We start from the raw sequence: 12,847 nt of genomic DNA on the forward strand, positions 1-12,847 counted from the left end.
GGGCCATTATGGATAAATCAACCGGTAAACCCGGCATCATCCGCCGTATATGGCAGTGGTGGCGTCGCCCGAGCCGCCTGGCTCTGGGCACGTTGCTGCTGATTGGCTTCGCTGGTGGGATTATTTTCTGGGGCGGTTTTAACACCGGCATGGAAATGACTAACCGCGAAGAATTTTGTATCGGCTGCCATGAAATGCGTGCCAACGTCTACGAGGAATACATGCAGACCGTGCATTACAACAACCGTAGCGGCGTGCGGGCCACTTGCCCGGATTGCCACGTCCCGCACGAGTGGGTGCCGAAAATTATCCGTAAACTTCAGGCCAGCAAAGAGTTGTATGCCAAAGCGTTTGGCATAATCGACACGCCACAAAAGTTTAATGACCATCGTCTGGCGATGGCGCAAAACGAGTGGCGCAGGATGAAAGACAACAACTCGCAAGAGTGCCGCAACTGCCACAACTTTGACTACATGGATTTCACCGCGCAGAAAACTGTAGCGGCGAAAATGCACGATAAAGCAGTTAAAGATGGGCAAACCTGTGTGGATTGCCACAAGGGGATTGCACATAAGTTGCCGGATATGAGCGAAGTAAAAAATGGCTTTTAGTCTGTAACCACCCTCATCCTGACCTTCTCCCTGAGGGAGAAGGAACGGGTTCGGTTCTCTCCCTCTCCTGTGGGAGAGGGCCGGGGTGAGGGTAATCAAATTGACGCTTACCCACTTAGCAGCCTATGATTATCGGCTCCCCTAACTCGTTGTGGAGACGGTATGTCGATTAAAATCGAAGTCATCAAAGATAAAATCCTCTCAGATAATTACTTCATCCTGCGCAATATCACCTACGATTTATACCGTAACGACTCCGAAGCGATTCGCCATAAACGCGAAGTCTATGACCGGGGTAACGGCGCGACTATGATGCTGTATAACCGCGATAAAAAAACCGTGGTGCTGACACGCCAGTTCCGCGTCGCGACGTGGGTCAACGGTAACCCTGACGGCATGTTGATTGAAACTTGCGCGGGGCTGTTGGATGCCGACGAACCGGAAGTTTGTGCGCGTAAAGAAGCCATCGAAGAAACGGGTTACGAGGTCGGGGACGTTGAAAAATTGTTCGAGCTGTATATGTCGCCGGGCGGTGTCACTGAGTTAATCCATTTCTACATGGCGGAATACAGCGACGCTCAACGCGAAAATGCGGGTGGTGGGATTGATGACGAAGATATTGATGTGCTCGAAATTCCCTTCCAACAAGCGATGGAAATGGTCGCGACAGGTGAAATTCGTGATGGAAAAACAGTCATTCTGTTACAACAGCTGAAATTACGCGGATTTATGGATTAAAGAGTTTAAAATTCAATGGATTATGGATGGGTGTTTTTAACAATATCTATCCGATAAATCTGATTGAGCACAAACGTTAACCAGACGAAGATATCGCCACATTTTGTCCATTTTTTCTCTTCGTCTTCTCAGGATACGTGTCGCCAATGTTTCTGCGCAAAGCATCGCTGTTACTGTTTTTATTCTTTATAGCGAACTCTGCCTTTGCGGCAGCGGCACAAAAATCGTTTTCCGATTGGCAAGTCACCTGCAACAACCAAAATTTTTGTTCAGCCCGTAATTCTGGGCTGCATAAAGGTCTGGTCATGACACTGACCCGCAGTGCCGGTGCGCATACCGACGCGACGCTGAGAATCGATTTAGGCAATATGACCACTGCCGACATGACAGCGCTGCCGATTGCCTCACAGTTGTTAGTGGATGGCGAGCTGCTGGTGTTGGATGCGGAAAAATGGCAGATAACACCCCACCATCTCAAAACCGGTGATGCGGATGCGATAAATGGTTTCCTCGAAAAAGTCGGCAATGCGGATGCCATTACCCTGAAACAAGGGAAAGGAAACATCTCGCTCAGCGGACTAAAAGCATCGTTGCTGTTTATTGATAGCCAGCAACAGCGCGTCGGTAGCGAAACAGCCTGGGTCAAAAAAGGTGACGATCCGCCATTGAGTGTCCCGCCCGCTCCCGCTCTAAAAGCCGTCAAACTGACTAACCCAACACCGACGCCATTGACGCAAGTGGAAGTCAGCGACTTAATGGATTATGGATCCTGGCGCATCAATAGCAGCCAATGCTCGTTAGATCCTGCGCGTCGGGATGTTCGCGTGTTTGCTGTCAGTGACGACAAAGCGTTGCTGATGATTGGTTGTGAGGCAGGAGCTTACAATATTGTCGATCTCGCGTGGGTGGTATCGCGCCAGAAGCCGTTCGCTGCACGGCAAATCCATCTAAAACTGCCTTTCACACCAGCAAGCGGTAACACCGAACTTGAACTGATGAATTCAGGATACGACGAAACCAATAAAGAGCTGACCACGCTTGCGAAAGGGCGCGGTATCGGTGACTGCGGAGTCGCGACGCGCTGGCGTTTCGACGGGCAACGTTTCCGTCTGGTGCGTTATGCCGAGGAACCGACGTGTGACGGCTGGAATGCTAGCCCGTCGTGGCCGACGTTGTGGGTGACGAAGTAAGATTTATTGTAGGGCGGATAAACGCAGTGTCATCCGCCAATTGCACCGGAGTACAACGGCGGATGACGCAAGCTTATCCGCCCTACAAGAGCGTAAACGAATCAGACACCTAAAACCTTCTTCGCCTTCGCCACCACATTCTCGGTGGTAAAGCCAAAGAACGGGAACAGCTTATCGGCAGGTGCCGATTTCCCGTAAGTGGTCATGCCAACAATCGCCCCTTTCAGGCCGACATACTTGTACCAATAATCCGCAATACTCGCTTCCACCGCCACTCGTGCAGCAACTCCAGAAGGCAGCACTGACTCGCGATACGCCTCTTCCTGCGCATCAAAAATATCGGTGGAAGGCAGTGAAACTACGCGCACTTTATGGCCTTCAGCCGCCAGCTTATCTGCCGCCAGCACCGTAATTTCCATCTCTGAACCTGTCGCGATCAGAATCACATCCGGCGTACCGCCACTGTCTTTGAGAATGTAACCCCCACGGCTGATGGCGTTGACCTGTTCTGGCGTGCGTTCCATTTGCGCAAGGTTCTGGCGTGAAAGAATCAGAGCTGTCGGGCCGTTATGCCGCTCGATTGCCGTTTTCCACGCCACCGCGGCTTCCACCTGGTCGCATGGGCGCCAGGTGCTGAAGTTTGGTGTCATGCGCAGGCTGGCGAGTTGCTCAACTGCCTGGTGCGTTGGGCCATCTTCACCCAGGCCAATTGAATCGTGGGTATACACCATAATTTGCCGCGCTTTCATCAGTGCTGCCATACGCGCAGCATTACGCGCATATTCAACAAACATCAGGAACGTGGCGGTATATGGCACAAAACCGCCATGGTGGGCGATGCCGTTGGCGATGGCGGTCATACCGAATTCGCGCACGCCATAGTGAATGTAATTCCCGGCGATGTCCTCTTTGATGGATTTGGACTCTTTCCAGATGGTCAGGTTACTTGGGGCCAAATCCGCAGAGCCGCCAAGCAACTCTGGCAAACTCGGGCCATAGGCGTTGAGCGCGTTTTGCGAGGCTTTACGGGTGGCAATTTTTTCCGGATTAGCCTGCAATTTTTCGATGAAGTTCTGCGTAGTTTCCTGCCAGTTTTCTGGCATGTCTCCGTGCATCCGGCGGTTAAATTCAGCAGCCAGTTCAGGATGAGCTGTGGCGTAAGCGGTGAATTTATCATTCCATGCGGCTTGCGCTTGCTCGCCTTTTTCTTTGGCATCCCAGGCGTGATAAATCTCTTTTGGGATTTCAAACGCCGGATAGTTCCAGCCCAGTTGTTTACGGGCGAGCGCTACTTCTTGCTCACCAAGCGGTGAGCCATGCGCTTCTTCCTTACCGGCTTTATTGGGTGAGCCAAAACCGATGACGGTACGGCAAATAATCAGCGACGGTTTATCTTTAACACTCTGCGCTTCCTGAATGGCTTTCTTCAGGGCTTCGGGGTCGTGACCGTCAATTTCGTGCACCACATGCCAGTGATAAGCCTCAAAGCGTTTCGCGGTATCGTCGGTAAACCAGCCTTCGGTTTCACCGTCAATTGAGATGCCGTTGTGATCGTAGAAGCCAATCAGTTTGCCCAGCCCGAGGGTACCCGCCAGCGAACAAACTTCATGGGAGATGCCTTCCATCAGGCAACCATCACCCATAAAAACGTAAGTAAAGTGATCGACAATTTCATGGTCGGGGCGGTTGAATTGCGCCCCTAATGTGCGTTCAGCAATCGCCATGCCGACGGCATTAGCGAGACCCTGGCCAAGTGGACCGGTGGTGGTTTCCACGCCTGGCGTATAGCCAATTTCCGGGTGGCCAGGGGTTTTGGAGTGAAGCTGACGGAAGTTTTTTAATTCCTCCATCGGCAAGTCATACCCGCTCAGATGCAACAGGCTGTAGAGCAGCATCGAGGCGTGACCGTTGGAGAGAATAAATCTGTCCCGGTCAGCCCAGGTGGGGTTCGTCGGATTATGGTGCAAGAAGTCATTCCATAACACTTCGGCAATATCTGCCATCCCCATCGGGGCACCTGGGTGGCCCGAATTGGCTTTTTGTACCGCGTCCATACTCAGGGCACGAATGGCATTAGCAAGCTCTTTACGAGATGACATGTTTCACTCCGTGGTTGTCGTTCAAAGTTTGGCGGCGAGTAAATCTTCCAGTTTGCGTTGATCAATGGCGAACAGGCGGATGCCTTCTGCGAGTTTTTCGACGGCCATGGGATCCTGATTATGTTCCCAACGGAAATCAGCTTCGCTAATCGGTTCTGGACGGCGGAAGCCTTGCGAAGTCGGCACCAATTTACGCACTACCGGTTCATCACTTTCCTGCAATTGTTGCAGCAGGTTAGGGGCGATAGTCAGGCGGTCGCAGCCCACCAACGCCAGAATTTGCTCGGTGCGGCGGAAACTCGCGCCCATCACAATGGTGTTGTAGTTATGCTGCTTAAAGTAATCATAGATATTGCGCACCGATTTGACGCCTGGATCTTCTTCAACCACATACGGGTCCATCGGTTTACGAGCCTGATACCAGTCGTAGATACGGCCAACGAACGGTGATATCAGGAATACGCCCGCTTCGGCACAGGCACGCGCCTGGGCAAATGAGAACAGTAGCGTCAGATTGCAGTCGATACCTTCTTTTTGCAGTTCCTCAGCGGCACGAATCCCTTCCCATGTTGAAGCGAGTTTGATAAGAACTCTCGATTTATCAATGCCAATTTCTTCATAAAGCGCAATCAAATGGCGCGCTTTGGCGATGCTTTTTTCTTTATCGAAAGAGAGGCGGGCGTCGACTTCCGTCGAAACACGGCCAGGAATGCTTTTAAGTATTTCCGCGCCGAAATTAACTGCCAGTTTGTCGCTGGCCTGTACAACCTGCGCTTCTAGCGTGTCTCCGCGCTGTTTACCGTAAGCAATGGCATCATCAATGAGCGTTTGATAGTGCGCTAAACCTGCGGCTTTCAGTAATAACGAGGGGTTGGTTGTTGCATCAATAGGCTGGTAATGGCGGATAGATTCGATATCGCCGCTGTCGGCAACAACGGTGGTGAACTTCTTGATACTCTCTAGCTGGCTCATGACTATCTCCTTAAAATACAGAATATTACTTACATGCTCCATGTTGCTTGTGACGAAAATTCATCAAAGGCATAACTAAAAAGCATAGCAGATAGGCATGGCATTGTTGTTAATGCCAGGTAACATAGTAGTTCTGGTTTTCTAACATTTTTATAAGTCGTTGCTGATAGTATGGCTATGTTCAAAGTTTAGAGCGCCTGCAAGCGCGATACTACGTGGCCTACAAAGTCCTTACCGACCCTTGAGAGTAATAAGAAAGGAACGAAGAAATGGATGAACAACTGAAGCAAAGTGCCCTCGATTTTCATGAATTCCCAACTCCCGGAAAAATTCAGGTATCACCAACCAAACCACTCGCCACTCAGCGTGACCTGGCATTGGCATACTCCCCGGGCGTGGCGGCACCTTGTCTTGAGATAGAAAAAGACCCGCTTGCGGCCTACAAATACACCGCACGTGGCAACCTGGTCGGCGTGATTTCCAACGGCACTGCAGTGCTGGGTCTGGGCAACATCGGCGCACTGGCAGGCAAGCCGGTGATGGAAGGTAAGGGGGTTCTGTTCAAGAAGTTTGCCGGTATCGATGTGTTTGATATCGAAGTCGATGAAATGGATCCGGATAAGCTGATTGAAGTTATCGCAGCGCTCGAGCCTACTTTTGGTGGCATCAACTTAGAAGACATCAAAGCCCCAGAGTGTTTCTACATCGAGAAAAAACTGCGTGAGCGCATGAACATTCCTGTGTTCCATGACGATCAGCACGGCACAGCCATCATTTGTACCGCTGCGGTGCTTAACGGCCTGCGCGTAGTTGAGAAGAATATTTCTGATGTCCGCCTGGTGGTTTCTGGCGCGGGCGCTTCTGCGATTGCCTGTATGAACCTGCTGGTTCAGTTGGGTATCCAGAAACACAACATCGTGGTTTGCGACTCGAAAGGCGTTATCTACAAAGGCCGTGAAGCCAACATGGCGGAAACTAAAGCGGCCTACGCGGTGGACGATAACGGCAAGCGCACGCTGCTTGAAGTCATTGAAGGTGCGGATATTTTCCTCGGTTGTTCTGGCCCGAAAGCCATGACACAGGAAATGGTCAAGAAGATGGCGCGTTCGCCACTGATTCTGGCGTTGGCGAACCCTGAACCGGAAATCCTTCCACCGTTGGCAAAAGAAGTGCGCCCTGATGCGATTATCTGCACCGGCCGTTCTGACTTCCCAAACCAGGTGAACAACGTGCTGTGCTTCCCGTTCATCTTCCGTGGCGCGCTGGATGTTGGCGCAACGGCGATTAACGAAGAGATGAAACTGGCAGCAGTTCACGCCATTGCCGAGCTGGCACATGCCGAGCAAAGTGATGTGGTGGCTTCAGCTTACGGCGAAGAAGAGCTGACTTTCGGCCCGGATTACCTGATTCCAAAACCGTTCGACCCGCGTCTAATCGTGCAAATCGCACCAGCGGTAGCGAAAGCGGCAATGGACACCGGTGTGGCTACGCGCCCAATTCAGGATTTCGACGCTTACCGCGAAAAACTGACCGAGTTCGTTTACAAAACTAACCTGTTTATGAAGCCGATCTTCTCGCAGGCGCGTAAAGATCCGAAACGTGTGGTGCTGACCGAAGGTGAAGAAGCGCGTGTGCTGCATGCGACTCAGGAACTGATTACCTTGGGCCTGGCGAAGCCGATTCTGATTGGCCGCCCGGCGGTTATCGAAATGCGTCTGAAGAAACTGGGCCTGCAAATGCGCGCCGGTGTCGACTTCGAAATCGTGAATAACGAATCCGATCCGCGTTTCAAAGAGTACTGGAACGAGTACTACAACATCATGAAACGCCGCGGCATTACGCAAGAACAAGCGCAGCGTGCGGTGATCAGCAACACGACGGTGATCGGCGCTATCATGGTGCATCGTGGTGAAGCTGACGCGATGATTTGTGGCACCATCGGTGAATATCACGAGCACTTTAGTGTGGTTGAGAAGCTGTTCGGCTACCGTGAAGGCGTGAAAGCGGCGGGGGCGATGAACGCGCTGTTGCTGCCAAGCGGCAACACCTTTATTGCTGACACCTACGTCAATGACGATCCATCGCCGGAAGAGTTGACCGAAATCACTTTGCTGGCTGCAGAAACGGTGCGCCGCTTTGGGATCGAGCCGAAAGTTGCGCTGCTGTCGCATTCCAACTACGGTTCTTCCGATTCGAAAGCCGCCTGCAAAATGCGCGCGACGCTGGAGATGGTGCGTGCTCGTGCACCAGAGCTGGAAATTGACGGCGAAATGCACGGTGATGCGGCATTGGTGGAAAGCATTCGCAACGAACGTATGCCAGACAGCCCGCTGAAAGGTTCGGCAAATATCCTGATCATGCCGAACGTGGAAGCGGCACGCATTAGCTACAACTTACTGCGTGTTTCAAGCTCCGAAGGGGTGACCGTCGGGCCAGTACTGATGGGCGTGGCGAAACCGGTGCACGTGTTAACGCCGATTGCTTCTGTTCGTCGTATTGTGAATATGGTGGCGCTGGCGGTAGTTGAGGCGCAGACCGTTCCGTTGTGATTGTTTGGTGGAGTCTTGTAGGTCGGATAAGCGCAAGCGTCATCCGACAACAGGGTTAGACCCAATCTTTAACCGGCAAGAAATCACGATATAAGGCAGCCTCCGGGCTGCCTTCTTCTGGCTGATAGTTATATTCCCAACGCACCAGTGGTGGCATCGACATTAAAATCGACTCTGTACGCCCGCCGGTCTGCAAACCAAATAACGTGCCACGATCCCACACCAGATTAAACTCGACATAACGGCCACGACGATAAAGCTGGAAGTCGCGCTCACGCTCGCCCCACGGCAACGCTTTGCGTCGCTCGACAATGGGCAAATACGCATCCAGATAACCGTTGCCCACTGCCTGCATAAAGCTAAAGCAATGCGCAAAATCAGGCGTGTTGAGATCGTCAAAGAACAAGCCGCCAATACCGCGCTGTTCGTTGCGATGCTTAATAAAGAAGTAATCGTCGCACCACTTTTTGTAACGCGGGAATACGTCATCGCCAAACGGTTGGCACAGGTCGTGCGCAGTTTTATGCCAGTGAACGGCATCTTCTTCAAAACCGTAAAACGGCGTTAAGTCAAAACCACCGCCGAACCACCACACCGGTTCACAGCCCGGTTTTTCTGCGATGAAAAAACGCACATTGGCGTGGCTGGTGGGAATGTACGGGTTGAGCGGATGCACTACCAGCGATACGCCCATTGCTTCAAAACTGCGTCCGGCAAGTTCCGGACGATGTGCGGTGGCTGATGCAGGCATGGCATCACCATGAACGTGAGAGAAGTTAACTCCCGCTTGCTCAAAAATACCCCCGCCACGTAACACCCGACTGCGCCCACCGCCGCCACCTTCGCGCTGCCAGCTATCTTCTTCAAATGAGGCACCATCAACGGCGCTGAGTTGTTGGCAGATGGTGTCCTGCAATTGCAGCAGGAATTGTTTTACGGCGTGAATATCAGGCGTGTTCATAGGCATCAACGTTTTTTGCTGTGAGCTTTTTGGTTATCAAACCAATGGAAGTAGCTAATGACGCCAGAGGCAATGGCATTAGCAATTTTTTGGCGGAACGCGGTCGTGCCAAGCAGTTTCTCTTCACCGGGATTAGTGATGAAGGAGGTTTCGACCAGTACTGACGGGATCGACGGTGATTTCAGGACCACAAACGCCGCTTGTTCCGTATTACGGCTGTGCAGTTTGTGCACTGGCTTTATCTGTTTGAGGATATGTGAGCCGAGTGTCAGGCTGTTTTTGATGGTATCGGTTTGAACCAAATCGAACAGAACCTGCTGTAAATACTGATCTTTGTGTTTCACTTTGCTGCCCGCGACGTCATCGGCGGCGTTTTCTTTATCAGAAAGGTATTTTGCCATCGCACTACTGGCGCCACGATTGGAAAGGGCAAACACCGACGCACCGGCTGCGGATGGGTTGGTAAATCCATCGGCATGAATCGACATAAAGAGATCGGCACCGTGTTTATGGGCGATTTCAACGCGATCGTATAGCGGAATAAATTCATCGCTGGTACGTGTGAGTTTGGCCTCTATCCCATTACTTTTTAAAATGTTTCTCACATTTTTAGCAATGGCCAGTACCACATGTTTCTCTTTGGAACCATTATGACCAATCGCGCCGGTATCAATACCGCCGTGACCAGGGTCGAGCATCACCACCCGGCGAGCGCCAGATTTTTTCGTCGGTTTGCTGTGGTTAGTGGTGGTTTTAAGGGGTTTAGCTTCGGAACTGGCCAAAGCCTTATTTACGCCTGTTAAGGTTAAGGCAGCCAAACCAGTCAGCAGTAGCTGGCGGCGAGTAGTCAAATGCGTCAGTGATTTAATTTTGCTCATACGGCGAGTTTTTTTATCTTCAAAATTGCTGATAGGCATTTATAGCGTATCGGCAAAGGGTAAACGACAAGCATTTTCCGGAATTTTTATTTCGAAAAATGAATGAGTGGCTAGTATGCCATTTTTTCGCTGCTTATTGGCTAAACGGAAACTTAAAGCCATAATCAGGCTTTTAGACTTTCAGGTGGCTGATCCCATGGAAATACGTGTTTTTCGCCAGGATGATTTCGAAGAAGTCATTACGCTTTGGGAACGTTGCGACTTACTGCGTCCGTGGAACGATCCTGAAATGGATATTGAGCGCAAACTTAATCATGACGCGGATCTGTTCTTAGTCGCGGAAGTGGGTGGCGAAGTCGTTGGCTCATTAATGGGCGGCTATGACGGCCACCGTGGCTCCGCTTATTACCTCGGCGTGCACCCAGAATTTCGTGGTCGCGGCATCGCCAATGCGCTGCTCAGCCGGCTGGAAAAAAAGCTGATTGCCCGCGGTTGCCCAAAAATTCAAATCATGGTGCGTGAAGAAAACGACCTGGTGATTGGCATGTATGAGCGGCTCGAGTACGAGCAGCAGGATGTGATGCTACTCGGCAAACGGCTGATTGAAGACCAGGAATATTAATGCCTGAGCTGTATCCACCGTCGGATTACGATACTCACGGTAATCTGAAAACACCCATTTTGTTTTGGTGTATTCTCCTGCTGCAGGCACGAACCTGGTTTGTGTTGGTGCTTGCAGCGGCGTCCCGCCAGCAGGGCGATGCCATCCTCAGTGTGTTCTATCCTGACCGCGATACTTTTTGGTTTGGATTATTGCCCGGTATCCCCGCCGCGCTGGCATTCATGATTAGCGGTCGTCGCCATTTGCACCCTCGGTTATGGGCGATTTGGCGCTGGGTTTTAGTTGCCGCGCAGGGTATCGTTCTGGCCTGGCAACTGCTGCTTTTATGGCAAGGCGAAGAGTTAACCGCTGTGACTTTATCGCTGCTGATAGCCGATATCTTTGCCTTGTGGTGGCTGTGTAGCAGCCAACGTTTACGCGATTACTTCACTCTTAGCCGTGATTAACCTGGCACTTTTGGGAAAGTTTGTACTCCAAAACGCGTCCCCATGCTTAATAAAGGAATTTCTGATGAAAACACTGCGCCTGATGCTAATAGGATTGCCACTGGTTTTAAGTGGGTGCTCGACGCTGTCTTCGGTCAACTGGTCTGCGGCAAATCCAATGAACTGGTTCGGTTCGTCGCTTGAAGTGAGCGAGCAAGGTGTGGGTGAAATCACTGCCAGCACACCAATGGATGAAAAAGCCGTTAGCAGTGCATTGAACGATAACTACCGTTTGCGCAGCGGCATGAAAACCGATAACGGCGAGATTGTGCGCTTCTATGAAGCCATGACTGACAGAACGGTGATGGTTGTCGTTAACGGCGAAAAAGGTACGGTCAGTCGTGTCGATGTGCTGGATAGCGATATTGAAACCGATAGTGGCGTTAAAATTGGCACCACCTTTAGCACTCTTTATGACAAAGCATTTGGTTCGTGTGTCAAAGCGACCGGTGACGACAGCGATGGCGTTGAGTGCAAAGCACCTAACAGCCAGCATATTAGCTATCTGTTTAGCGGCGAATGGCATGGTGCGCCGGAGTTGATGCCATCTGACGACACGCTCAAAAACTGGAAAATCAGTAAAATTATCTGGCGTCGATAAAAATTAACCCTGGGTTTGCGTCTTCTCAAGAAGGCGCCGCCGCGATTGGGTATCATCAGGGAATAAACGCCACGTAGAGTGGCGTGTTCATTTAGGAGGATTCATGTCTCGTGTTCAAACTGGCATTCTGCCAGAACATTGTCGCGCCGCTGTTTGGCTGGAAGCGAGTTTTCAGGGCGATTTCGATGCCATTCGTCAGGGCTGCAAAACCTTCAATCAGTCACTGAGTGCTTTGCAGGATAAATTCCCGGAAGCCAATTTAGGCGCGGTAGTGGCATTTGGTCATGACCTGTGGCGCGATTTAAGTGGCGGCGTGGGTGCAAGCGAGCTGAAAAACTTCACGCCGTTAGGCAAAGGCCTGGCACCAGCGACCCAGCACGATGTGATGATCCACATTCTTTCTTTACGCCACGATGTGAATTTCTCTGTGGCGCAAGCGGCACTGGCGGCATTTGGCGACGCGCTGAAAATTGAAGAAGAGATCCACGGCTTCCGTTGGATTGAAGAACGCGATCTCAGTGGTTTCGTTGATGGTACTGAAAACCCGCAAGGCGAAGGGACGCGCCGTGAAGTCGCGGTAATTAACGATGGCATTGATGCCGGCGGCAGTTATGTGATGGTGCAGCGTTGGGAACACAATCTCAAGCAGCTCAACCGCATGAGCATTAGTGACCAGGAAATGGTCATTGGCCGTACCAAAGAAGCCAATGAAGAGATTGATGGTGACGAGCGCCCGGTCACGTCGCATCTGACCCGTGTCGATTTAAAAGAAAACGGTAAAGGTCTGAAGATTGTGCGCCAGAGCCTGCCATACGGCACCGCCAGCGGCGCTCACGGCCTGTACTTCATCGCTTATTGCGCGCGTTTGCATAACATCGAGCAGCAATTGCTGAGCATGTTTGGCGAAACCGACGGCAAGCGTGACGACATGTTGCGTTTCACCCGACCAGTGACCGGCGGTTATTACTTCGCACCGTCATTAGATAAGTTATTGAACCTGTAGAATTAAATAGTGGATGGTGCTTGCGCTTATCCACCTTACAACCCGTCGGGTTAGCGTTCGCGACGCCCGACAAATCCCCGCAAAAAAACCTTATACCCCTTTCTTATTGCAAATCACCAAACGATATATAAAACCGTT

Annotated in this window: 12 protein-coding genes; 8 read left to right on the forward strand and 4 right to left on the reverse strand. The window is 51.4% G+C overall.

Going from position 1 to position 12,847, the window contains the following annotated elements:
- The first annotated feature begins 8 nt into the window (after nt 1–8).
- The 3 genes from napC to D8682_RS21830 all read left to right on the forward strand — a co-directional run bounded on the left by napC (nt 9) and on the right by D8682_RS21830 (nt 2,539).
- Nucleotides 9–611: a cytochrome c-type protein NapC gene (napC, locus tag D8682_RS21820; protein ID WP_064544554.1), complete on the forward strand. Its 603-nt coding sequence runs from the start codon at nt 9–11 to the stop codon at nt 609–611.
- A gap of 162 nt (nt 612–773) precedes the next feature.
- A complete protein-coding gene (nudK, locus tag D8682_RS21825; protein WP_064544556.1) occupies nt 774–1,349 on the forward strand; it encodes a GDP-mannose pyrophosphatase NudK in 576 nt (191 codons plus the stop codon).
- A 152-nt stretch (nt 1,350–1,501) separates the two neighbouring features.
- Nucleotides 1,502–2,539 carry a DUF1176 domain-containing protein gene (locus tag D8682_RS21830; RefSeq protein WP_370090882.1) on the forward strand — a complete coding sequence of 346 codons (1,038 nt, stop codon included), beginning with the start codon at nt 1,502–1,504 and terminating at the stop codon, nt 2,537–2,539.
- 101 nt (nt 2,540–2,640) lie between these two features.
- On the opposite strand, the gene tkt is transcribed toward D8682_RS21830, so the two are convergent.
- Both tkt and tal read right to left on the reverse strand, forming a co-directional pair.
- A complete protein-coding gene (gene tkt / locus D8682_RS21835; protein ID WP_121815125.1) occupies nt 2,641–4,638 on the reverse strand; it encodes a transketolase in 1,998 nt (665 codons plus the stop codon).
- A gap of 21 nt (nt 4,639–4,659) precedes the next feature.
- The gene (tal, locus tag D8682_RS21840; RefSeq protein ID WP_064544560.1) at nt 4,660–5,610 is read right to left on the reverse strand and encodes a transaldolase; all 951 of its coding nucleotides are present in this window, start codon (nt 5,608–5,610) and stop codon (nt 4,660–4,662) included.
- Nucleotides 5,611–5,879: 269 nt separating this feature from the next.
- On the opposite strand from tal, the gene maeB reads away from it, so the two are divergent.
- Nucleotides 5,880–8,159, forward strand: a complete 2,280-nt coding sequence (gene maeB / locus D8682_RS21845) for an NADP-dependent oxaloacetate-decarboxylating malate dehydrogenase (protein WP_064544563.1) — start codon at nt 5,880–5,882, stop codon at nt 8,157–8,159.
- A 55-nt stretch (nt 8,160–8,214) separates the two neighbouring features.
- Here the strand turns inward: maeB and hemF are convergent, their stop codons facing one another.
- A complete protein-coding gene (hemF, locus tag D8682_RS21850; RefSeq protein ID WP_064544603.1) occupies nt 8,215–9,120 on the reverse strand; it encodes an oxygen-dependent coproporphyrinogen oxidase in 906 nt (301 codons plus the stop codon).
- 5 nt (nt 9,121–9,125) lie between these two features.
- Nucleotides 9,126–9,998 carry an N-acetylmuramoyl-L-alanine amidase AmiA gene (gene amiA, locus D8682_RS21855; RefSeq protein WP_064544604.1) on the reverse strand — a complete coding sequence of 291 codons (873 nt, stop codon included), beginning with the start codon at nt 9,996–9,998 and terminating at the stop codon, nt 9,126–9,128.
- A gap of 196 nt (nt 9,999–10,194) precedes the next feature.
- Here amiA and D8682_RS21860 point away from each other — a divergent pair, with 196 nt between their 5' ends.
- The 4 genes from D8682_RS21860 (at nt 10,195) to D8682_RS21875 (ending at nt 12,709) form a co-directional block, all read left to right on the forward strand.
- Nucleotides 10,195–10,620, forward strand: coding sequence for a GNAT family acetyltransferase (locus tag D8682_RS21860; protein WP_064544564.1), 426 nt, complete (start codon nt 10,195–10,197; stop codon nt 10,618–10,620).
- Nucleotides 10,620–11,066 carry a DUF2919 domain-containing protein gene (locus D8682_RS21865; RefSeq protein ID WP_064544566.1) on the forward strand — a complete coding sequence of 149 codons (447 nt, stop codon included), beginning with the start codon at nt 10,620–10,622 and terminating at the stop codon, nt 11,064–11,066. The genes D8682_RS21860 and D8682_RS21865 overlap by 1 nt, the downstream gene beginning before the upstream one ends.
- A gap of 64 nt (nt 11,067–11,130) precedes the next feature.
- Entirely contained in the window at nt 11,131–11,706 is a 576-nt protein-coding gene (locus D8682_RS21870) for an RpoE-regulated lipoprotein (protein WP_064544568.1), read from the forward strand.
- A gap of 103 nt (nt 11,707–11,809) precedes the next feature.
- Entirely contained in the window at nt 11,810–12,709 is a 900-nt protein-coding gene (locus D8682_RS21875) for a Dyp-type peroxidase (protein ID WP_121815127.1), read from the forward strand.
- Nucleotides 12,710–12,847: the final 138 nt, after the last annotated feature.

This window comes from Buttiauxella sp. 3AFRM03, from assembly GCF_003675305.1.
Taxonomy (GTDB): Bacteria; Pseudomonadota; Gammaproteobacteria; order Enterobacterales; family Enterobacteriaceae; genus Buttiauxella; species Buttiauxella ferragutiae.

Excerpts from the sequence above, each read along its gene's own strand:
- tkt (WP_121815125.1), bottom strand. The coding sequence starts at position 4,638 with ATGTCATCTCGTAAAGAGCTTGCTAATGCCATTCGTGCCCTGAGTATG.
- nudK (WP_064544556.1), top strand. The coding sequence starts at position 774 with ATGTCGATTAAAATCGAAGTCATCAAAGATAAAATCCTCTCAGATAAT.
- D8682_RS21860 (WP_064544564.1), top strand. The coding sequence starts at position 10,195 with ATGGAAATACGTGTTTTTCGCCAGGATGATTTCGAAGAAGTCATTACG.
- D8682_RS21865 (WP_064544566.1), top strand. The coding sequence starts at position 10,620 with ATGCCTGAGCTGTATCCACCGTCGGATTACGATACTCACGGTAATCTG.
- maeB (WP_064544563.1), top strand. The coding sequence starts at position 5,880 with ATGGATGAACAACTGAAGCAAAGTGCCCTCGATTTTCATGAATTCCCA.
- hemF (WP_064544603.1), bottom strand. The coding sequence starts at position 9,120 with ATGAACACGCCTGATATTCACGCCGTAAAACAATTCCTGCTGCAATTG.
- D8682_RS21875 (WP_121815127.1), top strand. The coding sequence starts at position 11,810 with ATGTCTCGTGTTCAAACTGGCATTCTGCCAGAACATTGTCGCGCCGCT.
- D8682_RS21870 (WP_064544568.1), top strand. The coding sequence starts at position 11,131 with ATGAAAACACTGCGCCTGATGCTAATAGGATTGCCACTGGTTTTAAGT.
- tal (WP_064544560.1), bottom strand. The coding sequence starts at position 5,610 with ATGAGCCAGCTAGAGAGTATCAAGAAGTTCACCACCGTTGTTGCCGAC.
- amiA (WP_064544604.1), bottom strand. The coding sequence starts at position 9,998 with ATGAGCAAAATTAAATCACTGACGCATTTGACTACTCGCCGCCAGCTA.
- napC (WP_064544554.1), top strand. The coding sequence starts at position 9 with ATGGATAAATCAACCGGTAAACCCGGCATCATCCGCCGTATATGGCAG.